Below are 21,417 nucleotides of genomic sequence, written 5' to 3'. Positions count from 1 at the left end.
GACCCTTGATCATGCACAGGGTTTGGGTCATCGCCGGTTTTCTGATTGTCGTCGGGCTGTTGTCCTCGGTGGTCTGGTCGTATGGCTATCGGCAGGCAGTGTCGCAGCTCAGCGACAAGGCCGAGGCGGATCTGGAACTGGCGGCCGACCGACTAAGCACGCAGATGCAGGTTTATCAGGAGCTTGCAGTGCTAATGGCAGATCACCCCGTGCTGCGGGAGCTTGACACACCGTCACAGCGTCGGGACGCGGAACTCATGTTGCTGGATGCAACGGACAAGACCGCGGCGCTTAACATGATATATCTCGATCTGGACGGGCAGGTTCTGGTGTCGGCCCACCCTTTGGAACAGCGCAACTTGGCAGGTCATCCGGCTTTTGAGCGTGCCATGCAGGGCGCGATGGGAAGCGCCCGAGGCATTGAGCCATTCAATGAAGATCGCACGTATTCCTACGCGGCACCGTCTTTCGGCCGCTCTGGTCAGGTAGAAGGCGCGCTGATGGTGGTCGCGGACGTGCAGGATGTGGAACAAACCTGGCGTGGCAGTACCGAAGCGGTTTTCTTTGTGGACACGGATGGCGTTGTGTTCATCTCGAACCGATCTGATCTGTTATTCTGGCAACGCGCAGACGGGGAGCCGGGCTTGACGCCACCTGACGACGTCGCAGTTGAGTTCGCGTCGTCATGGGTTGGCGAACACGAGCTTTGGACACTGAACTGGGGTCGGTACCTGCCGCGCCACGCGTTGCACCTGACGCTCGATCTGCCAGTTATAGATATGACCGCCGAAGTGTTGGTGGATGTCGCCCCGGCCCGACGTCTGGCCGGGCTGCAGGCTGCAGCCGTTGCCGCGATCTGTCTGGCCTTTGGTGCATTACTGTTTCTGGCGACCGAGCGTCGGCGGACACTGGCCGAGGCAAACGCCGTTCTGGAAAGCCGTGTAGCCAAGCGCACCCATGACCTGACCGTTGCCAACACGGCATTGCGGCGCGAGGTCGCCGAACGGCAAGAGGCAGAGGCCGCGCTGAAACGCGCGCAGGCGGATCTGGTTCAGGCCGGAAAGCTCAGCGCGCTGGGACAGATGTCTGCCGGAATCAGTCACGAATTGAACCAGCCGCTGATGGCGATCCGACAGTTTGCCGACAATGGCGCGGCCTTTCTGAACCGGGGCAATGAAAACAAGGCCGGCGAAAACCTCGGTCGGATTTCCGATCTGGCCGCCCGTATGGCGCGGATCATCCGAAATCTACGCGCCTTTGCCCGCAACGAGGATGAACCGATGGGACGGGTCGATTTGGTTCAGGTGATCAACACCGCCGTGGAACTGACCGACGCGCGTCTGCGCGACGACGACGTCACTTTGGATTGGTCGCCCCCGGATGAGCCGGTTCTGGCATGGGGTGGCGAGGTGCGTCTGGTGCAGGTATTCGTCAATCTGATCAACAACGCCGTGGACGCCATGGAAAACCGGCCAACGCGCCGGGTGTCGATCACGGTGTCGCAGGGCAAACGCTTGCGCGTTTCGGTCCGTGACACCGGACCCGGCATCGAAGACCCGGACCGGGTGTTCGAGCCGTTTTACACGACCAAGAGCGTCGGTTCATCCGAGGGGATGGGGCTGGGACTGTCGATTTCTTACGGGTTGGTTCAGAGTTTCGGCGGCGACATTCGCGGCAGCAATACCGCCGATGGTGCTGAATTCACGGTTGAGCTTGAACCCTGCGAAGAGGAAGAGGCCGCGTGATGCGTAAGGTTCTTCTGGTCGATGACGATGCCGCTGTTCGCGAAGCGCTGGCCCAGACGCTGGAACTGGCAGAGTATGAAGCTGTGTCTGCGGGGTCTTTTGTTGCGGCAAAAGACCATATTCGAAGCGAATTCCCCGGCGTGATCCTGTCCGATATTCGGATGCCGGGTCGGGACGGTTTTCACCTGTTGTCTTATGCGCATGATGTCGATCCGGACCTGCCGGTCATCTTGCTGACCGCCGAAGGTGACATACCGATGGCGGTGCAGGCCATGGGGCAGGGGGCATTCGACTTTCTCGAAAAACCCTGCGCGGCAGCCGATTTGCTGGCCGTGCTGGAACGCGCCTTTGTTATCCGGACGCAGGTTTTGGAGCAACGAGCACTAAAATCAGAGCTGGAGCGCGGTGACCCGGCCGCGCGTTTGCTGTTTGGTCTTTCCCCACAAGCCGAAGCCTTGCGAGAGCGGGTCCGCACCGTTGCGCCGACCAGTGCCGAAGTTCTGGTGACCGGGCCGCCGGGCAGCGGGATTTCCAAGGTGGCCGAAGTTGTCCATCTGATGTCGCCAGTTGCGCAGGGACCGTTTGTCAAACGACCGGCTTCGGGGATGAGCGCGGATGACCTGACGCGCGCCTGCGAGGATGCATCTGGCGGCTCTCTGTTTCTGGATGAGGTGTCCGCGATGCCGCAGGCCACGCAATACGCCGCTCTTGAGCTGATTGAACGCGGTATCACTGCGCGGATCATCGCTGGTTCAAGCGCGGATTTGTCCGCGATTTCAGGGGACGGACGCTTTAACGCCGATTTGTATTACAGACTGGATGTCATGCGGGTGCGCATCCCGTCGCTGGCCGAGCGTCCCGAAGACATACCTGTGATTTTCCGGCAGTATGTCGCTCAGGCAGCGGAACAGGCCGGGATTGCAGAACCGGAGATCACATCCGAACACCTTGCTTTTCTGATGGCCAGCGATTGGCCAGGCAATGCGCGGTCTCTGATGTCTGCTGCGATGCGGTTTGTATTGGGTATGCCTGAGGACGTCGCGCAAGGTGCAGACCTTGGGTTGACCGAACAGATGGCACGGGTGGAACGCTCGTTACTGATCGCAGCGCTTGGGCGTCACAATGGCAAGGCGTCAGACGCCGCCAAGGCCCTAAAGCTTCCGCGAAAAACGTTTTATGACAAGCTGGCGCGCTATCAGATACGTCCCGAAGACTATCGCAGATAGTTCAAACCCGGTCGTGATCCGCCGCAAAGGAGAGAATTCACCGGAGGTCACTTTCCGGAACTGCGATTCGAAAAACGATTCGTCACATGTGCGAAAATCCGCACAAATCGCACCTGTAGCGTGCGAAAATCCGCACACATGGAGCGAGCGGGAGGCGAGATATGCTTTATGTGATACGTAATATACTGATAAAAAAACAAAAAACTTCTGTTTGGCGAGGCGGGGCCAAATTGTTGTTTGGCGGGATTTGATTCGCTTCACTGCCGACCGGAAGATCATAGGAAGTCTGGGAGGAGAACAGATGAAAATCCTGACAACGGCCGCAACGGCTTTGGCCCTGACCGTTACCGCAACAGCGGGGTGGGCTGCATGTGAAGACGGCGAGATTGTCGTGAAGTTCGCGCATGTGACGAATACCGACAAACATCCCAAGGGGATCGCTGCGTCCCTGCTGGAGCAGCGCGTCAATGACGAGATGCAAGGCGTGATGTGCATGGAGGTCTACCCGAACTCCACACTCTACAATGACGACAAAGTGCTTGAGGCGATGCTGCAGGGCGACGTGCAACTGGCCGCACCGTCTCTGTCGAAGTTCGAGAAATTCACCAAGCAGTTCCGCCTGTTTGACCTGCCGTTCATGTTCAAGAACATCGACGCTGTGGATGCGTTCCAGGCGTCAGCAGATGGTCAGGCCATGAAAGACAGTATGCAGCGCCGCGGCCTGCAAGGTCTGGCCTTCTGGCACAACGGCATGAAGCAGATGTCGGCCAACACGCCTCTGGTCGATCCATCTGATGCGGATGGTCTGAAATTCCGCGTGCAGTCCTCGGACGTATTGGTCGCTCAGATGGAAGCTATCGGTGGCAGCCCGCAGAAAATGGCCTTTTCGGAAGTGTATGGCGCGCTGCAGCAGGGTGTTGTGGACGGGCAGGAGAACACCTGGTCGAACATCTACGGCAAAAAATTCTTTGAGGTGCAAGACGGCATCACCGAGACCAATCACGGCATCATCGACTATCTGGTCGTGACCTCGGTGGATTGGCTGGACAGCCTTGATCCGGAGGTGCGGGATCAGTTCACAACCATTCTGGCCGAAGTGACCGAGCAGCGGAACAAGGAAGCCTTTGCTGTAAACGAAGCAGCCAAAGCCTCGATCACTGACGCAGGCGGCATCATCCGCGATCTGACACCTGAACAGCGTCAGGCCTGGGTCGACGCGATGAAGCCGGTTTGGGACCAGTTTGCCGGCGACGTTGGTCAGGACAAGATCGACGCCGCTCAGGCCATCAACGCCGGGTTCTGATCCCGGTTGAGGCCGCGCGTCCGGGGATTGGGGAGTTTAAGGACGCGCAGGCTCGGCGGGCCGTAAAAGGCCCGCCGCTTTTCACTCTCATCACAAAAAATGCGGGGACAGAGAAATGTCTGGTGCGAAATCCGGCCCGACAGGGCTGGTCGACCAAATCGAGGAAACCCTGATCGCATTGCTTCTGGGCCTGATGACGGCCGTGACCTTTGCCAATGTGATCGCGCGGTTTGTTTTCAACTCCAATATCTTATGGGCGCTTGAGCTGACGGTCTTCACATTTGGGTGGCTGGTTTTGCTCGGGGCATCTTACGCGGTCAAAAAACACGCGCATCTGGGTGTGGACGCGATCCTGAACATGCTGGCCCCGGCACCGCGCCGTATTCTGGCTCTGATCGCGGTGGGATGCTGCCTTGTGTTTTCGCTGCTGATGCTGAAAGGCGCGTATGACTACTGGGCCGTCTTCGCCGATCTGCCGCCGACCTCGGGCCGTTGGTTTCCCACCGGGTTCAATGTCGATGCGCGCAGCCAGAGCTTTTATGAAGTCGATGACATCCCCATGGTCGCCCCGCTGCGGTTTCTGGAAGACATGATCAACTACGGCGAAGGGTACGAAAAGCTGCCCAAGGTGGTGCCTTATCTGGTTTTGCCAGTGTCGATGCTGCTGTTGGTGATCCGTTTTTCGCAAGTTGCCGTTCAGATCTGGCGTGGTCAAACGGACCGTCTGGTCGCAAGTCACGAAGTCGAGGACGAGATCGAAGAAGTTCGCGCGCAACAGGGGGAGCATGACTGATGGACGTCGTCCTTCTTTTCTCAATGGTCATCGGACTGCTGCTGATCGGGGTTCCGATTGCGGTATCGCTCGGCCTCAGTTCGACCCTGTTTCTGCTGATCTATTCCGGCAGTTCACTGGCGTCGGTTGCGGGCACGTTGTTTGAGGCGTTCGAGGGCCACTTTACACTGTTGGCGATCCCGTTCTTCATTCTGGCGTCTTCCTTCATGACAACAGGCGGTGTGGCACGGCGGATTATCCGCTTCTCGATTGCCTGCGTGGGTCACCTGCCGGGCGGTCTGGCAATTGCAGGCGTGTTTGCCTGTATGCTGTTTGCCGCCTTGTCGGGATCGTCCCCGGCAACGGTTGTGGCCATCGGCTCGATCGTCATCGCGGGCATGCGCCAGGTCGGATACTCCAAGGAGTTCGCCGCCGGTGTGATCTGTAACGCCGGGACGCTCGGCATTCTGATCCCGCCATCCATCGTGATGGTGGTCTATGCGGCAGCCGTTGAAGTGTCGGTTGGGCGCATGTTCCTGGCGGGGGTCATTCCGGGCCTGATGGCGGGTCTGATGCTGATGATCACGATTTACGTCATCGCCAAGGTCAAGAACCTGCCGAAAGGCGACTGGAAAGGATGGGGAGAGGTGTTCGTCTCGGCGCGCGAAGCCGGATGGGGCCTGTTCCTGATCGTCATCATTCTGGGCGGCATCTATGGCGGCATTTTCACTCCGACCGAAGCCGCGGCGGTCGCTGCCGTCTATGCCTTTTTCATCGCGAGCTTTGTCTACAAAGACATGGGGCCGCTGCATGTCAAAGGCGACGAGCGGAATCTGCCCTTGATGCGCAAACCGATCGCGTTGGTCACCGCATTTTTCCATCCGGATACCAAGCACACTTTGTTTGAGGCTGGGAAACTGACCGTGACGCTTCTGTTCGTCATTGCAAACGCGCTGATCCTCAAACACGTGCTGACAGACGAGCAGGTGCCGCAGCACATCGCCGAGGCCATGCTGTCCGCTGGGTTGGGGCCGGTGGCCTTTCTGATCGTGGTCAACGTGATCCTGTTGATCGGTGGTCAGTTTATGGAGCCGTCCGGCCTGCTGGTCATCGTCGCGCCGCTGGTGTTTCCCATCGCGATAGAGCTGGGCATTGACCCGATCCATCTGGGCATCATCATGGTGGTCAACATGGAGATCGGGATGATCACGCCGCCGGTGGGTCTGAACCTGTTCGTGACCTCGGGTGTCGCGGGAATGCCGATGATGAGCGTTGTGAAAGCGGCGCTGCCGTTCCTCGCCGTGTTGTTCGTTTTCTTGATCATGGTGACCTACATCCCATGGATCTCGACCTTCCTGCCCAATACTTTCATGGGCCCGGAAATCATAACGAACTAGCTGTACCTACAGAAAATGGATCGGGCCTGTAACGAGACCCGGTCCTGATCTTTTAACGGCTGTATTTCCGTAGATACTCCGCCACCCATTCGATCCCGCCATAAGCCCGGCGACGGCGCGATCCCCAATAGCCGATGTCGTCATTGACCAACTCGACCGGGTTGGGTCGGCCATTAAAGATGACAATCTTTGGCCGTTTCGGACGGTTCCTGTATTTTCTGAAGATCAATCCAAACGGCCAGTAGTACACGAGGTGTACAATCCCGATGCACCAGTTCTTGGGGTAGCATTTGCGGTTCGTTGCGAGAGCCGAGATGTAGTTCTGGTCGTTTTCGTACTTTGGTAAATGAACCGGGCCGTCAAACCCGTCATACAGGTGATATTGCTCGGAGGGCACAAACCCAACGACCGAGGAGTTGCCTCTGGTCACTTTGTTCATGAACCAGGGCACTTTGTCCCAAAACGCTGCCGGCAGGATGCGCCAGATCAGACCCCGGAATTTCGGCATCAGGTACAGACCGCCCTTGTCCAGCACGATGTCGAGCAGAGGGTCGAGTTGACCCGTTACGACCAAGTCCAGATCCAAAAACAACGCGGCCTCGTAGTCGCCCACGATCCGGCGGTCGAACATCAGCAGTTTGGGCCACTTGCCGTGCGTCCAGTCCGGGCGATCCAGCTGTGCAAAAGACAGTGGGCAGGCCTTAATGCCCGGATCAAGTCCGTCTTCGTTGTCCGTTATGCAAATGAAATCATGATCCAGAGACAAGTGGTCCTGAACAGCACGGTACAACATGTTGACGTAGTCGCCGCCGAACAGGTCCCCCCATTTCATGCAGATGATGCAAACCTTGCGATTTGCGGCCCCTGTGCGTTCCATTCCTGGGTCCCCGTTCTTCGTACCGCTTTGTCCGGGTTCAGGCCCGATTTTAGCGCTTTGGCATTGTGTAAAGGAGAATCGCGCAGATCACCAATGTCAAAACCTTGCCGCATGCACCCTTGAACGGACCGGCGGCGATCATAGATAGAGGGTCGAGGACGACCTCCCCACACCGGGTGATCATTCGGGACGACCCGAACGTTTATGAGGTGTCCTTATGTCCTGGATTTTTCTGTTATTGGCCGGACTGCTGGAAATCATCTGGGCGGTTGCTATGAAGCAATCGGTCGGATTCACACGCCTGTGGCCCACGGCTATTATGGGCGTGTCGATGATCGGCTCCTTTGGTCTTTTGGCCCTGGCAATGCGCACATTGCCGCTGGGAACCGCCTATGTCATCTGGACCGGCATCGGGGCCGTCGGGGCGTTCATGGTCGGGATCATGTTTCTGGGCGAGGCTATCACGCCACTCAGGATTCTGGCCGCTGTCCTGATTGTCTCAGGCCTTGTCGCCATGAAACTGGCCTGATCGGGTCGGCCTGCCGTTGACGCCTTCGGGTGCAATCGGCAGGTTAACTGTAAAAGGTCCAGAAAAAAGCGATCAGTCATGTTCACTGAAACCGACGCGCGTCTTTTGCGCATTGCCTATGATGAGGCCAAGGCCGGGTTCGACGAGGGTGGGTGCCCGATCGGGTCCGTTCTGGCCCGGGGCGGAGATGTCGTCTCACAGGGTCGCAACCAGCGCGTCCAAATGGGTGATCCGATTGCGCATGGCGAGATGGATGCGCTGCGCAAAGCCGGACGGCAAAAGACCTATCGGGATACGGTTCTGTATACCTCACTGTCGCCCTGCATGATGTGCGCCGGTACGATTGTTCAGTTCGGTATTCCGCGGGTGGTAATCGGTGACACTCAGAATTTCGGCGGCAATGAAGACTTCCTGCGGGAGCGCGGCGTCGAGGTTGTCTTGGCCGAAGATCCCGATTGTATCGCCTTGATGAAACGGTTCATCACAGAGAAGCCCGAGCTTTGGGCCGAGGATATTGCGGAATGATCAGACGCCCAATGGGGCCGTTCAGACGCTTTCGAGCGCCTGAATGATGCCTGAGAAATCTGCGGCCTTGAGGCTTGCGCCCCCAACCAGCGCCCCGTCCACATTCGAAACCGCAAAAATTTCAGCTGCATTGCTGGGCTTGACCGATCCGCCGTAAAGCAACCGAACGGAACGACCAACGCCTTCGCCAAAACGGCGCTCAAGGCGGGCTCGGATAAAATCGTGCACATCACCAATTTCGTCCAGTGTCGGTACTTTACCGGTGCCAATCGCCCAGATCGGCTCATAGGCGATAATCAGGTTTTCTCCGGTCGACTGATCCGGAACAGACCCTGACATCTGCCCACCGATTATGTCGAGCGTGTTGGCGGCGTCGCGTTGCTCCAGGCTCTCTCCAACACAGATGATGGCTTTCAAACCAGCGTCCATGGCCGCACGGGCCTTGGCACGCACATCTTCATTCTGCTCGTCATGATCGACCCGCCGCTCGGAATGACCCAGAATAACCGCTGTTGCGCCGGCATCGACCAGCATGTCCGCGCTGACATCGCCGGTATGGGCGCCCGAGGCATTGGCATGACAATCCTGACCCCCAACCGAAATCCCGGTTCCATTCACAGTTGCAGCGGCACGCTGAAGCAGCGTGGCCGGAGGGCAGATCAGAATGTCCACGGACGGGGCAGGGTGGCTTTGGGTCAGCGCGCCCAACTCGCTTAGCGTCGCGCCGGTTCCGTTCATCTTCCAGTTTCCAGCCGCTAACTTGCGCCGCATATCCGTTTCTCCCAGATCGCTCGGTGAACTGGCACAGCGGATAGCATCGTCCGGCCTACCTGACAATTCCAGTTAAGGGCGCGTTTGCTTTGGCGCTGACCCGATCACCGGGGCAGAGTCCCAAGTTGGGTGGCGGCAGCCCGGAAATGTTTACTGCTGGGCCGCCAGCGTCTCATCGAATTTGATGGATTCGCCGCATCCGCAGGCATCAACGACGTTGGGGTTCCTGAACTTGAAACCAGATTCCAGTAACGAAACCTCGTAGTCGATTTCCGTTCCGAACAGAAACATCTGGGCCATCGGCGCGATCATGATGCACGCACCGTCCTGTTCGACAATTTCATCGTTGGGATCGGCCTGGTCAACATAGTCCATGGTGTATTCCATGCCGGCGCAGCCGCCCTTTTTGACACCGATGCGTAGGCCAGCATGCCCACCCGCAGACATCAGGCGGGTGATCTGCTCAGCAGCTTTGGGCGTCAGTGTCACGGCCTGTTTGCCGGGAATACCGAACATGTTGTTCTCCATTGTCGCGCGTTGTTCCTAATCTAGGGCCGCAATCGGGAAGGCTCAAGTGAGCGTGGCAATGCGAAGCAACTTTTCGTTTCGCTTTGGCGTTTGTGTGGTTTTCTTACCCGCGACTTGCCTTTGCACTACGGATAGAAATAGCCTGACAGGGCAGCGTATGTTTCGACTGATCATAACACGACAGCTTATCGAGAAAGGTATAATGAAATGAGGCCAGTACACCCTATTTCTCACGTCGTCGCCCGACTAGTGATGGTGACCAGCCTGACCGTTGTTGGGTTCGCAGGTGCGGCGGCTGCCGCCGAGGACGCCAAACGGCATCCGGTGAACTGTGCCACCGCCGAAGGCGATTTGCGCGCGATCGCCGCGGAAAAGAAACACGCACAGGACCAAGAGGTGGAAAGCGTCACCGCACTGACGCCCGCAGGCGCCCTGCTGGGCTTGGTGACAGGCACCGAAAACAAGAAACTCCAAATGCTTTCAGGTGATTACGTAAAACAGCTCGACGAAAGGTCGGCGGAAATCAAGGCAACCTGCGGCCTAAAGTAGCTGTTTTCGGTTGCCGGACATGAAATGGACCGCTCTCGGGCAAGAGCGGTCCGTAATCGGGGCCTGGTCCTTTGGGGGCGGCACTCACTTCTTCGGCCCATGCAAACGACAGGTCGGGTTTTGTTGGGCCGTCGTTGCGCCTTATCTGTCTCGCAGAACTACGACAATTTCGGAACGAACGGGTAACAGAGGTATTACCGTTTTATGACAGCGCTTGGGTTTATGTGGGCAATTCGGGGCCTACATAAAGCCCAGTTCCAGCCGAGCTTCGTCTGACATCATTTCCATGCCCCAGGGCGGATCCCAGGTCAGTTCCACATCCACGTCTTTGACGCCCGCCAAGGGCTCGATGGCATCGACAATCCAGCCGGGCATTTCGCCCGCCACCGGACAACCCGGGGCGGTCAGGGTCATGGTGACCTTCACGGCGTTTTCGCTGTTGATATCAATCGTGTAGATCAGACCAAGATCGTAGATATTAACTGGAATTTCAGGATCGTAGATCGAACGGCAGGCTTCGACCACGGGTTCGTACAGGGGATGTTCAATGGTCGACGGCGCAATAAGCGGCTCGCCTTCAAACTGTTCGCTGGGATGAGTCATCTGTACCTCGGGTCGGGGTTGCCTGAGTGATTATATAGGAAATACCTTAGGGAGCGTCCAGTGGCTCGTGGCGCCCCCAAGGGGCGCCACTGAGGGTCAGTCGTTAATGTCGTGCTCGAATGTCTTCACCTGACCATGCGGCAGCGCGAACATACGGCGCAGGGTCAACCAAGCGGCCAGGGACAGCACCGCAAAGATTAAAAGCAGGATCGGAAGAGAAGGCGCAACACCCGGGATGACAAGTAGAAGCCCGGTAATCGCCCCTCCGATTGCAAAGCCCAGAAAGATAAATCCGGGCAGAACAACTTCGAGGATTCCCAGCGCCAGCGCACCGGCCAGCCAAATCCACCACGTCAGCCAAATCGGGTCTGCCATCACTTACCTCCTCTGAGCATTTTGAACGCATCGCCAAATGCTTCAAGTGCGTTTGCTGGTACCACGATGGTCTGGTTGCCGGCGCCACTGCCCAATGAGTTCAGAGATTCGACTTGTTTCAGGGCGACCTGATACTGCGCGGCCTCGAGGCCATTGTCCTGAATCGCCTTGGCGACAACGCCCGTTGCAAAGGCTTCGGCCTCGGCCTCAATGCGGCGGGCTTTGGCGGATTGCTCGGCGGCATAAAGCTCTGCGTCGGCCTGTAGCTCAACGGCGCGTTTTTGTCCTTCTGCCTCAGTCACTTGTGCCCGGCGCGCGCGCTCGGCGTTCAACTGCTGCAGCATCGCGTCACGCGTGGCCTGGTCGAGATTCACATCCAGAATTTCCGCGCGCGTCACTTCGATCCCCCAATCGTCAACGGCGGTTTCAACACTTTCCTGAATGCGGGAAATCAGCTGGGAGCGGTTTGACTGCACCTCGTCGAGATCCATTTTGCCGATCTCGGCGCGAACAATACCAGCGACCGTTGTTGCAATTGCACCATCCACGTCGCGGATGCGGTACACCGTCTTTTCCGGTTCGAGGATACGATAAAAGACCGAGGTATCGATCTGAACCAGAACGTTGTCCTTGGTGATCGCGTCTTGGGTGGCATTCGGCAACTGGCGCTCGAGAATCGAGATCTTGTGGCGGGCAACATCCAGAAACGGAACGATAAAGTTGATGCCGGGGCCAAGCACCGAGTGCAGGCGACCAAATCGTTCGACCACATATTTTTCGGATTGTGGGACGATCTTGATGCCCTTCAGAATTACGATGACCACCAGAACAGCGGCCAATAAGTAAATGATATTTGACGAAATCAATCCAATGATCTGGTCTTCTGTCATATCTGTCCTCATTTTTTGTGTACGATAGTATACACTTGGGGGTTGAGTCGGCGAATTTCAACTTTGGTATGGAGAGAAACAAGCGATTTGCAAATGAAACGATGCCTCAAAACATCCTTGATTTTGCGTGTTGTGACCCCGTTGCATCCTACAGCCCGGTTCGAAATAGAAAAGGCGCGGGCGGCCCCAACCAATGTAACACACCGCCGACCTGACAGGTTGCAATCGGCCGTTACATCAGGCAAAGCCTGCCCGGTTCCGTGATCCAAGGCGATGACATGACCCAGCGATTTTCCTTTGAGCTTCAGGCCACAGACGGTAAGGCCCGCACCGGCGTCATTCGGACGCCACGTGGTGATGTGCGCACACCTGCTTTCATGCCTGTCGGAACGGCCGCGACCGTCAAGGCGATGATGCCGGACAGCGTCCGGGCCACCGGCGCCGATATCCTGCTGGGCAATACCTATCACCTGATGTTGCGCCCAACCGCCGAGCGGATCGACCGGCTGGGCGGATTGCACACCTTCATGAACTGGCAACGCCCCATTCTGACCGATTCAGGCGGATTTCAGGTCATGTCGCTGGCCGGGCTGCGAAAGCTGACCGAAAAGGGCGTCACGTTCAAATCCCATATTGACGGCTCGCAACACGAGTTGACGCCCGAACGGTCGATGGACATTCAGCGGTTGCTGGGCTCCGACATCGTCATGTGCTTTGACGAATGTCCCGCGCTGCCAGCCGACCGGGACCGCATTGCCGAGTCCATGCGCCTGTCGATGCGGTGGGCGGACCGCTCGCGCGACGCGTTCGGTGACCGTCCGGGTCATGCCCTGTTTGGGATCATGCAAGGCGGCCTGGAGCCCGATCTGCGAGAAGAAAGTGCCGAGGCTTTGACGAAAACGGGTTTTGACGGCTATGCCATTGGTGGTTTAGCCGTGGGCGAGGGACAGAAGGCGATGTTCTCGTGCCTGGACTACGCGCCGGATTTCCTACCATCTGACAAACCACGCTACCTTATGGGCGTTGGGAAGCCCGATGATATCGTTGGCGCCGTTGCCCGTGGGATTGACATGATGGATTGTGTGCTGCCGTCACGGTCCGGCCGAACCGGTCAAGCGTTTACACGTTTTGGTGTGGTGAACATCAAAAACGCCCGCCATGCGGACGACCCGCGACCTCTTGACGAGGCTTGCACATGCCCGGCCTGCACCAATTACTCCCGCGCCTATCTGCATCACGTATTCCGCGCCAACGAGATGATTTCAGGCATGTTGCTGACCTGGCATAATCTTCATTATTTTCAGGAGATTATGCAGGGGATGCGTGCTGCGATTTCCGAGGGTTCATTTGAGCAATGGCAAGAAAACTTCCATGCGCAGCGCGCGCAGGGCGATATTGAGCCACTCTAGCGGGCATCGACATAGGAGATTGGTGAATTTTGGTGGATAAGTCCTTTGGGTGCCTTGCAGTCCGGAAAACCTCGGGTCATGCTGCGAACCAAGACATGATGGTGAGGTTGAAATAGGGTGGTCACAGCCCCACCTTTAACCATCCAAGACAGGAGACGGCCAAGCGTTGCCTCGATCAGGGACCAGAGCCGTCTTGCCAATGATAAGGATTGAGCATGCAAGAGCCTCTGAATTCCTCATACCCCGTCCTGCCGCTGCGCGATATTGTGGTATTCCCACACATGATCGTGCCTCTGTTTGTGGGCCGTGAAAAATCGGTCCGCGCACTGGAAGAGGTGATGCAGGATGACAAGCAAATTCTGTTGTCCAGCCAGATTGATCCGGGCGTTGACGACCCGGAAACCGACGGGATTTACCGGTCGGGCGTTCTGGCCAATGTGCTGCAACTGCTGAAACTGCCCGATGGCACCGTGAAGGTGCTGGTGGAAGGGCAGGCGCGCGTTCAGATCACGGAATTCCTGGAAAACGACAACTTCTTTGAAGCACGCGCGGAATATCTGACCGAAATGCCGGGCGATGTGACGACCACGCAGGCGCTGTTGCGCACCGTAGCGGATGAGTTTGAGCGTTATGCCAAGGTCCGCAAGAACATCCCCGAAGAAGCCTTGACCGCGGTGGGTGAATCCACGGAACCCGCCAAGCTGGCCGACCTGGTATCCGGTCATCTGGGTATTGAGGTCGAGCAAAAGCAGGAACTGTTGGAAACCCTCAGCGTCAGCGAGCGGCTTGAGAAGGTCTATGGCCTGATGCAGGGCGAAATGTCGGTTCTGCAGGTCGAGAAAAAGATCAAAACCCGCGTCAAATCCCAGATGGAGAAGACCCAGCGCGAGTACTATCTGAATGAGCAGATGAAGGCCATTCAGAAAGAGCTGGGCGATGGCGAGGACGGCAGCAATGAAGTTGCCGAACTCGAAGCCAAGATCGCCGAGACCAAACTGTCGAAGGAAGCGCGCGAAAAGGCTGAGGGTGAGCTGAAAAAGCTCAAGAACATGTCGCCCATGTCAGCCGAAGCCACCGTCGTGCGCAACTATTTGGACTGGATCCTGTCGCTGCCGTGGGGCACGAAATCTCGCGTGAAAAAGGATCTGGGCCGCGCGCAGGAAATTCTCGATGACGATCACTATGGCCTTGAGAAGGTCAAGGAGCGCATCGTCGAGTATCTGGCGGTTCAGCAACGCTCGAAAAAGCTGAAAGGTCCGATCCTGTGCCTTGTCGGTCCTCCGGGTGTGGGTAAAACCAGCTTGGGTAAATCGGTTGCCAAAGCCACGGGGCGCGAGTTTATTCGTATCTCGTTGGGTGGCGTGCGCGACGAATCCGAGATCCGGGGCCACCGCCGGACTTACATTGGCTCGATGCCCGGTAAGATCATTCAGGCGCTGAAAAAGGCGAAAACCACGAACCCGCTGATCTTGCTCGATGAAATCGACAAGATGGGGCAGGACTTCCGTGGCGACCCAGCCTCGGCGATGTTGGAAGTGCTAGACCCAGAACAGAACAATACGTTCATGGATCACTACCTTGAGGTCGAATATGACCTGTCCAACGTGATGTTCCTGACTACGTCTAACAGCTACAACATGCCCGGACCGTTGCTGGATCGGATGGAGATCATTCCGCTGGCTGGTTACACCGAGGATGAAAAGCGCGAGATTGCCAAACAGCACCTGATCGACAAGCAGATCAAAAACCATGGCCTTAAAACCAAGGAGTTTGAGCTGACCGATGAGGCACTGCAATCGATCATCCGCACCTATACCCGCGAGGCGGGCGTGCGGAACCTCGAACGCGAGATCGCAAAGGTGGCGCGGAAATCACTGACGAAGATCATCAAGAAAGATGCTGAAACCGTAACGGTGACGCCGGACAATCTTGATGAGTTCCTCGGCGTGCCAAAATTCCGCTACGGCCTGGCCGAGCAGGATGATCAGGTCGGTGTAGTCACCGGTTTGGCCTGGACGTCCGTCGGTGGTGATCTGTTGCAAATCGAGGCGCTGAAGCTGCCGGGTAAGGGTCGGATGAAGACCACCGGCAAGCTGGGCGATGTGATGAAGGAATCCATCGACGCGGCCTCGTCCTATGTACGCTCGATTTCGCCCCGGATCGGGGTAAAACCGCCGAAGTTCGACAAGCTGGACATTCACGTCCATGTGCCGGACGGCGCAACGCCCAAGGACGGCCCAAGCGCGGGTCTGGCGATGGTCACCTCGATCGTTTCGGTTCTGACGGGTATCCCCGTGCGCAAAGACATCGCCATGACCGGCGAGGTTTCCCTGCGCGGCAACGCGATGCCAATCGGCGGTCTGAAAGAGAAACTTCTGGCGGCTCTGCGCGGCGGAATCAAGACCGTACTGATCCCGGAAGAGAACGAAAAGGATCTGGCCGAGATTCCGGACAATGTGAAAGACGGGTTGACGATCATCCCGGTCTCACATGTCTCCGAAGTCCTGAAACACGCCTTGGTGCGCGAACCCGAGCCCGTGGAGTGGGATGAGGTGGCCGAAGAAGCTGCAGCCGCTGCGGCGACGGCGGCGGAAACCTCAGGACCCGCCGCCACGGCGCATTGAGATAACTTCATGATTTAAGGAGGCGGGGCTTGACCCCGCCTTTTTCATTAGAACCCGATGACAGGTTTGGCCGGGTCCAGAATTTCTTCCTCTGCGATGTATTCCTCGAACTTTTCGGATCGCAACGAGGATCGTACCGCCAGCTCAAAAATCACGGCTGAAAACAGCACACACAGTGCAATGTCCCAACCGAACGGGATTTGCTTCTGGGCGCCGTCACCGAATTGTCCAAGAAATGAGATCAGCCCGATGCCACCGAAATAGGGCACCAGCCACAGGGCCTCGGTCACATCCATTTCGTCGAGTCGGTTGCGGAAGCGTATGAGCAACAGCACCATCCCGACAATAAGCGCAATCCCCAACCGCCAGACAGTGTCCCAGCCGCTCCAGTAGACGACCAGCGTCGCGATGGCGAAGGCGGACACGGCCACCAGTTTGACCGCCGGTATACGGATCGACCGGGGATGGTCGGGCATCAACCGACGCAGGCACACAACGGCAATCGGTCCAACGGCAAAGGACATTGCAATCGCGGCACCGTTCAGGGCAATGACCGTGGTGAACGGAATAGTCAGCAGAAACAGAATCCCGATCAGGAAATTCAGTGCCAGCGCCCAAAGCGGCACCCCGAACGAGGACAGAACCATCAGCCGTTCTGGCAGAAACCCGTTCTTGGATAAGGCAAGGGCGATCCGGGCATTCGAGCCGGTTGCAACCAGCCCGTTTCCAAACGGCCCGATCACCGATCCGACGTTCAACAGGCTGATGAACCAGACAATGCCGACCGACATGATAACGCCGTCCAGGGGACCCTCACCACCAAAGCTGAGATTGGCCCAGCCGGAGCTGAGCATCGTAGAGTCCAGCGCGCCGATGAACGCAATTTGCAGGCCCAGATAAATGGCGGCACAGAGAACGATGGACAGGACCAGAGCAGCGGGGATAGCGAATTTGGGATTTCGAACCTCACCGGCCATATCGACGACATGCCGAAATCCGATAAAGGAAAAGATAACGCCCCCGGTCGACACCGCAGCCATAATGCCTTGCAGACCGTAGGGCGCAAACCCGCCGGGTTGGGTGAAATTCTGCACGTCAAAGCGGCTGGCGATCAGCAATATCGACAAAACGATCGGGATAGCGATCTTGGCCCATGTCAGTGTCGCGTTGACCTGGGTGAAGAACTTAACACCCATTGCGTTGACCACAACAAACAACAGCATGAAAAACAGGGCCACCGTTATCCCGGCACCCGTCAAGTCCCCGGTATCCGCCGCATGCAGCCACGGTGCATACGGGGCGAGGTATTTGAGCATGGCCTCAACCTCAATCGGGGCCGTCGTGTTGTACCCGATCCACGCGGTCCAGCCCATGGCCATCGACACGATATTGCCGTGGGAAAACTGCGGAACCCGGGCAATTCCGCCCGGGATCGGCAACATGGCTGAAATCTCGGCAAAGGTGATCGCCAGAACGAACATGGCCGCGGCGCCGATGATCCATGACAAAATCGCGGCTGGGCCGGCCTGCTGAACCGCTAGCAGGGGTCCAAACAGCCAGCCGGACCCTATGATGCCCCCAACCGAGATGAAGGTCAGGCCGACCAGGCCAATATCCCGTTTCAGCTTGGCCATTTGCAACCTCATCCCTTGGTGCCGCAACATCGAGCAGCGACTTGCCTGACACTACGCGGCGCGTTTGAGGCCTGACAAGCATTCTGACGCAGGCAACCTTATTGGAAATGAGAAAGCTGGTGGGTGATAAGAGATTTGAACTCCTGACATCTTCGATGTGAACGAAGCGCTCTACCACTGAGCTAATCACCCGTCGGACTGCGTCATACAACCTGACGATTTTGCGCGCAAGGCCGGTGCGGATGAAGTCCGAGTCTTTGGTGTCGCAGCGGCGCTTTTTTACGGCCTGTGCGGGTGCCGCGGTCGGACCCTTCGAAATTCGTCGGTTCCAGTAAAAAATTCAAAAACCCCGCTTGACGATAAGGGGGCGGACCCATAATACACCCCAACGTTCTGTAACGAACGGGCAGCGGGCGGTTGTAGCTCAGTTGGTTAGAGTACCGGCCTGTCACGCCGGGGGTCGCGGGTTCGAGCCCCGTCAACCGCGCCATCGCTGCCAGCCTTTGATCCGGGCAAACGGATCACACAGAGACCCTAAATGCGCGGTTGTAGCTCAGTTGGTTAGAGTACCGGCCTGTCACGCCGGGGGTCGCGGGTTCGAGCCCCGTCAACCGCGCCACGTCTACCGAACGCCGAAAAAATCACCGTTTGGCGCCCGGCATCCGCGTAGTTGGCGCGTGATGTCAGGAGGTGTCGGCAATAAACCTACTGTTCACACTTTGTTCTAATTTTTTGTTGGAGACTCAGTGCGGCTCGCTTATCTCTTAGACACTTGTGTGTTGGGGGCCTGAATGGCTGAGCTTAAGAATATCGAGGTGCGCGGCGCGCGCGAGCATAACCTCAAAGGCATAGACGTGGATATCCCGCGCGATCAGCTGGTGGTGATCACCGGGCTGTCCGGGTCGGGCAAGTCCTCGCTGGCCTTTGATACAATCTATGCGGAAGGGCAGCGCCGCTATGTCGAAAGCCTGTCGGCCTATGCGCGGCAGTTTCTGGACATGATGGAAAAGCCCGATGTCGAACATATCAGCGGTCTGTCCCCGGCGATTTCCATCGAGCAGAAAACCACGTCCAAAAACCCACGCTCGACCGTGGGGACTGTGACCGAAATCTACGACTATCTGCGCTTGCTCTTTGCCCGCGCCGGAACGCCCTTTAGCCCGGCCACCGGCTTGCCGATTGAGGCGCAGCAGGTGCAGGACATGGTCGACCGCATCATGACGATGGAGGAGGGGACGCGTGGCTATCTGCTGGCCCCCATCGTGCGAGACCGGAAGGGCGAGTACAAAAAGGAATTTCTTGAGCTCCGCAAGCAGGGGTTTCAGCGCGTTAAAGTGGATGGAGAGTTCTATGAACTCGATCAGCCCCCCACGCTGGACAAGAAGTTCCGCCATGACATTGATGTTGTTGTTGATCGCTTGGTGGTTCGTGAGGGTATGGAAACGCGGCTGGCCGACAGCCTGCGCACTGCGCTGGACCTGGCGGACGGAATCGCAATCCTTGAGACCGCACCAAAAGAGGGTGAGTCGGAACGGATCACGTTTAGCGAGAATTTTGCCTGTCCAGTCAGCGGATTCACCATCCCCGAGATCGAACCGCGCCTGTTTTCGTTCAACGCGCCGTTCGGAGCCTGCCCGGATTGTGACGGCCTGGGCGTCGAGCTCTTCTTTGACGAACGCCTTGTGGTGCCGGATCAGACGCTGAAGCTGTACGATGGTGCTTTGGCCCCATGGCGCAAGGGTAAATCGCCGTATTTCCTGCAAACGATCGAAGCAATCGCGCGTCACTACGAGTTTGACAAGAACACCCCGTGGAAAGACCTGCCCGAGAAAGTGCAGCAGGTATTCTTGCGCGGGTCCGGCGACGAGGAAATCCAGTTTCGCTATGACGAAGGCGGGCGTGTCTATCAGGTGACCCGCAGTTTTGAGGGCGTCATTCCGAATATGGAGCGTCGGTATCGGGAAACCGACAGTGCCTGGATTCGGGAAGAGTTCGAACGGTATCAGAACAATCGGTCCTGTGGGTCCTGCGACGGATATCGCTTGCGACCCGAAGCTCTGGCCGTCAAAATCTCCGGCCTGCATGTAGGTCAGGTGGTCGAGATGTCGATCCGAGAGGCTCTGGCCTGGATCGAGGATGTCCCGAACCATCTGAGCGATCAGAAAAACGAAATCGCGCGCGCCATCCTGAAAGAGATTCGCGAGCGTCTGGGATTCCTGAATAATGTGGGTTTGGAATATCTTACGCTGTCCCGTTCAAGTGGAACGCTGTCCGGTGGCGAAAGCCAGCGAATTCGGTTGGCCAGCCAGATCGGTTCAGGCCTGACCGGTGTTCTGTATGTGCTGGATGAACCTTCGATTGGCCTGCATCAAAGGGACAATGACCGTCTGCTGGGAACCCTCAAGAACCTGCGGGATCAGGGCAACTCAGTCATTGTCGTAGAGCATGACGAAGAGGCGATCCGCGAAGCCGATTATGTCTTTGATATCGGCCCTGGCGCCGGTGTTCATGGCGGGCAGGTGGTCAGTCAGGGCAAACCGTCTGACATCGCGGCGGATTCTGCCTCGATCACAGGCCAGTATTTGGCAGGCACACGGGAAATTGCGGTGCCGTCAGAGCGCCGGAAGGGCAACAAAAAGAAAGTCACGGTGGTCAAGGCAACCGGGAACAACCTGAAAAACGTTACAGTCGACTTTCCGTTGTCCAAATTCGTCTGTGTGACCGGCGTTTCCGGCGGTGGAAAATCGACTTTGACGATTGAAACGCTGTTCAAAACGGCTTCGATGCGCCTCAACGGTGCGCGCCAGACACCGGCGCCTTGTGAAACGATCAAGGGGCTTGAACATTTGGACAAGGTCATCGACATTGATCAGCGACCCATCGGGCGGACTCCGCGTTCAAATCCAGCAACTTACACCGGGGCCTTCACGCCTATCCGGGACTGGTTTGCCGGCCTGCCCGAAGCCAAGGCGCGGGGGTACAAGCCCGGTCGGTTCAGCTTTAACGTCAAAGGTGGTCGCTGCGAGGCCTGCCAGGGTGACGGTGTCATCAAGATTGAGATGCATTTTCTGCCGGACGTCTATGTCACCTGCGAAACCTGCAAAGGCGCGCGGTACAACCGCGAGACATTAGAGATTGAGTTCAAAGGCAAATCCATTGCCGATGTCCTTGATATGACAGTCGAAGACGCGCAGGAGTTCTTTAAGGCCGTGCCATCGATCCGGGACAAGATGGATGCGTTGGCCCGTGTTGGGCTGGGCTACATCAAGGTTGGTCAACAGGCGACGACTCTTTCCGGAGGCGAAGCACAGCGGGTGAAACTGTCGAAAGAGCTCAGCAAGCGGTCAACCGGTCGAACGCTCTATATTCTCGACGAACCAACCACGGGTCTGCACTTTGAAGATGTGCGTAAGCTGTTGGAAGTGCTGCATGAACTGGTCGATCAGGGCAATACGGTTGTCGTGATCGAGCACAATCTGGATGTGATCAAAACCGCAGACTGGATCATAGACATCGGCCCCGAGGGCGGGGATGGCGGTGGCCAGATCGTCGCCGAGGGGACGCCTGAAGAGGTGGCCGAGAATGAGCGCAGCCACACCGGGCGCTACCTGAAGCCAATGCTTCAGGGCCAACGCGTCGCAGCGGAATAAGCAAAGGCGG

18 protein-coding genes and 3 tRNA genes are annotated in these 21,417 nt (G+C 57.4%); 13 read left to right on the top strand and 8 right to left on the bottom strand.

All coding sequences use genetic code 11. The features are described from left to right. The first annotated feature begins 11 nt into the window (after positions 1 to 11). The 5 genes from ACR3ES_RS14530 (at position 12) to ACR3ES_RS14510 (ending at position 6,443) form a co-directional block, all read left to right on the top strand. Positions 12 to 1,745 (top strand): ATP-binding protein, encoded by a 1,734-nt coding sequence (locus tag ACR3ES_RS14530; RefSeq protein WP_170430231.1) that lies wholly within the window; start codon positions 12 to 14, stop codon positions 1,743 to 1,745. Further along, positions 1,742 to 2,971 (top strand): sigma-54-dependent transcriptional regulator, encoded by a 1,230-nt coding sequence (locus ACR3ES_RS14525; RefSeq protein WP_170430233.1) that lies wholly within the window; start codon positions 1,742 to 1,744, stop codon positions 2,969 to 2,971. The genes ACR3ES_RS14530 and ACR3ES_RS14525 overlap by 4 nt, the downstream gene beginning before the upstream one ends. A 301-nt stretch (positions 2,972 to 3,272) precedes the next feature. After that, a complete protein-coding gene (locus ACR3ES_RS14520) occupies positions 3,273 to 4,274 on the top strand; it encodes a DctP family TRAP transporter solute-binding subunit (protein ID WP_170430235.1) in 1,002 nt (333 codons plus the stop codon). Positions 4,275 to 4,389: 115 nt separating this feature from the next. Further along, a complete protein-coding gene (locus ACR3ES_RS14515; RefSeq protein WP_170430237.1) occupies positions 4,390 to 5,067 on the top strand; it encodes a TRAP transporter small permease in 678 nt (225 codons plus the stop codon). Then, positions 5,067 to 6,443, top strand: a complete 1,377-nt coding sequence (locus tag ACR3ES_RS14510; RefSeq protein ID WP_170430239.1) for a TRAP transporter large permease — start codon at positions 5,067 to 5,069, stop codon at positions 6,441 to 6,443. The genes ACR3ES_RS14515 and ACR3ES_RS14510 overlap by 1 nt, the downstream gene beginning before the upstream one ends. Positions 6,444 to 6,495: 52 nt before the next feature. On the opposite strand, the gene ACR3ES_RS14505 is transcribed toward ACR3ES_RS14510, so the two are convergent. Beyond that, positions 6,496 to 7,320 (bottom strand): hypothetical protein, encoded by an 825-nt coding sequence (locus ACR3ES_RS14505; RefSeq protein WP_170430241.1) that lies wholly within the window; start codon positions 7,318 to 7,320, stop codon positions 6,496 to 6,498. A 217-nt stretch (positions 7,321 to 7,537) separates the two neighbouring features. Here ACR3ES_RS14505 and ACR3ES_RS14500 point away from each other — a divergent pair, with 217 nt between their 5' ends. Both ACR3ES_RS14500 and ACR3ES_RS14495 read left to right on the top strand, forming a co-directional pair. Then, entirely contained in the window at positions 7,538 to 7,849 is a 312-nt protein-coding gene (locus ACR3ES_RS14500; protein WP_170430243.1) for a DMT family transporter, read from the top strand. 78 nt (positions 7,850 to 7,927) lie between these two features. Then, positions 7,928 to 8,374, top strand: coding sequence for a nucleoside deaminase (locus ACR3ES_RS14495; RefSeq protein ID WP_170430246.1), 447 nt, complete (start codon positions 7,928 to 7,930; stop codon positions 8,372 to 8,374). Positions 8,375 to 8,395: 21 nt separating this feature from the next. Here ACR3ES_RS14495 and tpiA read toward each other — a convergent pair whose 3' ends face one another. Further along, positions 8,396 to 9,145 carry a triose-phosphate isomerase gene (gene tpiA / locus ACR3ES_RS14490; RefSeq protein ID WP_170430248.1) on the bottom strand — a complete coding sequence of 250 codons (750 nt, stop codon included), beginning with the start codon at positions 9,143 to 9,145 and terminating at the stop codon, positions 8,396 to 8,398. Positions 9,146 to 9,295: 150 nt separating this feature from the next. Continuing rightward, positions 9,296 to 9,661, bottom strand: a complete 366-nt coding sequence (locus ACR3ES_RS14485) for an iron-sulfur cluster assembly accessory protein (RefSeq protein WP_170430249.1) — start codon at positions 9,659 to 9,661, stop codon at positions 9,296 to 9,298. A gap of 219 nt (positions 9,662 to 9,880) precedes the next feature. Between ACR3ES_RS14485 and ACR3ES_RS14480 the strand changes: the two genes are divergently transcribed. Beyond that, entirely contained in the window at positions 9,881 to 10,222 is a 342-nt protein-coding gene (locus ACR3ES_RS14480) for a hypothetical protein (RefSeq protein WP_480423780.1), read from the top strand. Between the two features lie 240 nt (positions 10,223 to 10,462). On the opposite strand, the gene ACR3ES_RS14475 is transcribed toward ACR3ES_RS14480, so the two are convergent. From ACR3ES_RS14475 to ACR3ES_RS14465, 3 genes are all read right to left on the bottom strand, one after another. Continuing rightward, the gene (locus ACR3ES_RS14475) at positions 10,463 to 10,825 is read right to left on the bottom strand and encodes an SUF system Fe-S cluster assembly protein (protein WP_170430252.1); all 363 of its coding nucleotides are present in this window, start codon (positions 10,823 to 10,825) and stop codon (positions 10,463 to 10,465) included. 96 nt (positions 10,826 to 10,921) lie between these two features. Continuing rightward, complete coding sequence (locus ACR3ES_RS14470; RefSeq protein WP_170430254.1) at positions 10,922 to 11,200, bottom strand: NfeD family protein; 279 nt, start codon at positions 11,198 to 11,200, stop codon at positions 10,922 to 10,924. Further along, positions 11,200 to 12,090, bottom strand: a complete 891-nt coding sequence (locus tag ACR3ES_RS14465) for an SPFH domain-containing protein (RefSeq protein WP_170430256.1) — start codon at positions 12,088 to 12,090, stop codon at positions 11,200 to 11,202. The genes ACR3ES_RS14470 and ACR3ES_RS14465 overlap by 1 nt, the downstream gene beginning before the upstream one ends. A gap of 278 nt (positions 12,091 to 12,368) precedes the next feature. On the opposite strand from ACR3ES_RS14465, the gene tgt reads away from it, so the two are divergent. Together tgt and lon are read left to right on the top strand one after the other, a co-directional pair. After that, a complete protein-coding gene (tgt, locus tag ACR3ES_RS14460; RefSeq protein WP_170430258.1) occupies positions 12,369 to 13,499 on the top strand; it encodes a tRNA guanosine(34) transglycosylase Tgt in 1,131 nt (376 codons plus the stop codon). A 215-nt stretch (positions 13,500 to 13,714) separates the two neighbouring features. Continuing rightward, a complete protein-coding gene (gene lon / locus ACR3ES_RS14455; RefSeq protein WP_170430260.1) occupies positions 13,715 to 16,123 on the top strand; it encodes an endopeptidase La in 2,409 nt (802 codons plus the stop codon). A gap of 47 nt (positions 16,124 to 16,170) precedes the next feature. Here lon and ACR3ES_RS14450 read toward each other — a convergent pair whose 3' ends face one another. Further along, complete coding sequence (locus ACR3ES_RS14450; protein WP_480423779.1) at positions 16,171 to 17,757, bottom strand: APC family permease; 1,587 nt, start codon at positions 17,755 to 17,757, stop codon at positions 16,171 to 16,173. A gap of 117 nt (positions 17,758 to 17,874) precedes the next feature. Next, positions 17,875 to 17,949: transfer RNA gene (locus tag ACR3ES_RS14445), tRNA-Val, on the bottom strand. Between the two features lie 221 nt (positions 17,950 to 18,170). On the opposite strand from ACR3ES_RS14445, the gene ACR3ES_RS14440 reads away from it, so the two are divergent. The 3 genes from ACR3ES_RS14440 (at position 18,171) to uvrA (ending at position 21,407) form a co-directional block, all read left to right on the top strand. Continuing rightward, positions 18,171 to 18,247: transfer RNA gene (locus ACR3ES_RS14440), tRNA-Asp, on the top strand. Positions 18,248 to 18,299: 52 nt separating this feature from the next. Continuing rightward, positions 18,300 to 18,376, top strand: a tRNA-Asp gene (locus ACR3ES_RS14435). 172 nt (positions 18,377 to 18,548) lie between these two features. After that, positions 18,549 to 21,407, top strand: a complete 2,859-nt coding sequence (gene uvrA, locus ACR3ES_RS14430) for an excinuclease ABC subunit UvrA (RefSeq protein ID WP_170430263.1) — start codon at positions 18,549 to 18,551, stop codon at positions 21,405 to 21,407. Positions 21,408 to 21,417 lie beyond the last annotated feature (10 nt).

It is taken from the genome of Ruegeria sp. B1 (assembly GCF_056535885.1).
This window is presented reverse-complemented; position numbering and strand designations above follow the sequence as displayed.

Bases quoted from the DNA above. Each gene is read 5' to 3' on its own strand.
- ACR3ES_RS14530 (WP_170430231.1), top strand. From the start codon at position 12: ATGCACAGGGTTTGGGTCATCGCCGGTTTTCTGATTGTCGTCGGGCTG.
- ACR3ES_RS14520 (WP_170430235.1), top strand. From the start codon at position 3,273: ATGAAAATCCTGACAACGGCCGCAACGGCTTTGGCCCTGACCGTTACC.
- ACR3ES_RS14515 (WP_170430237.1), top strand. From the start codon at position 4,390: ATGTCTGGTGCGAAATCCGGCCCGACAGGGCTGGTCGACCAAATCGAG.
- ACR3ES_RS14510 (WP_170430239.1), top strand. From the start codon at position 5,067: ATGGACGTCGTCCTTCTTTTCTCAATGGTCATCGGACTGCTGCTGATC.
- ACR3ES_RS14505 (WP_170430241.1), bottom strand. From the start codon at position 7,320: ATGGAACGCACAGGGGCCGCAAATCGCAAGGTTTGCATCATCTGCATG.
- ACR3ES_RS14500 (WP_170430243.1), top strand. From the start codon at position 7,538: ATGTCCTGGATTTTTCTGTTATTGGCCGGACTGCTGGAAATCATCTGG.
- ACR3ES_RS14495 (WP_170430246.1), top strand. From the start codon at position 7,928: ATGTTCACTGAAACCGACGCGCGTCTTTTGCGCATTGCCTATGATGAG.
- tpiA (WP_170430248.1), bottom strand. From the start codon at position 9,145: ATGCGGCGCAAGTTAGCGGCTGGAAACTGGAAGATGAACGGAACCGGC.
- ACR3ES_RS14485 (WP_170430249.1), bottom strand. From the start codon at position 9,661: ATGTTCGGTATTCCCGGCAAACAGGCCGTGACACTGACGCCCAAAGCT.
- ACR3ES_RS14480 (WP_480423780.1), top strand. From the start codon at position 9,881: ATGAGGCCAGTACACCCTATTTCTCACGTCGTCGCCCGACTAGTGATG.
- ACR3ES_RS14475 (WP_170430252.1), bottom strand. From the start codon at position 10,825: ATGACTCATCCCAGCGAACAGTTTGAAGGCGAGCCGCTTATTGCGCCG.
- ACR3ES_RS14470 (WP_170430254.1), bottom strand. From the start codon at position 11,200: ATGGCAGACCCGATTTGGCTGACGTGGTGGATTTGGCTGGCCGGTGCG.
- ACR3ES_RS14465 (WP_170430256.1), bottom strand. From the start codon at position 12,090: ATGACAGAAGACCAGATCATTGGATTGATTTCGTCAAATATCATTTAC.
- tgt (WP_170430258.1), top strand. From the start codon at position 12,369: ATGACCCAGCGATTTTCCTTTGAGCTTCAGGCCACAGACGGTAAGGCC.
- lon (WP_170430260.1), top strand. From the start codon at position 13,715: ATGCAAGAGCCTCTGAATTCCTCATACCCCGTCCTGCCGCTGCGCGAT.
- ACR3ES_RS14450 (WP_480423779.1), bottom strand. From the start codon at position 17,757: ATGGCCAAGCTGAAACGGGATATTGGCCTGGTCGGCCTGACCTTCATC.
- uvrA (WP_170430263.1), top strand. From the start codon at position 18,549: ATGGCTGAGCTTAAGAATATCGAGGTGCGCGGCGCGCGCGAGCATAAC.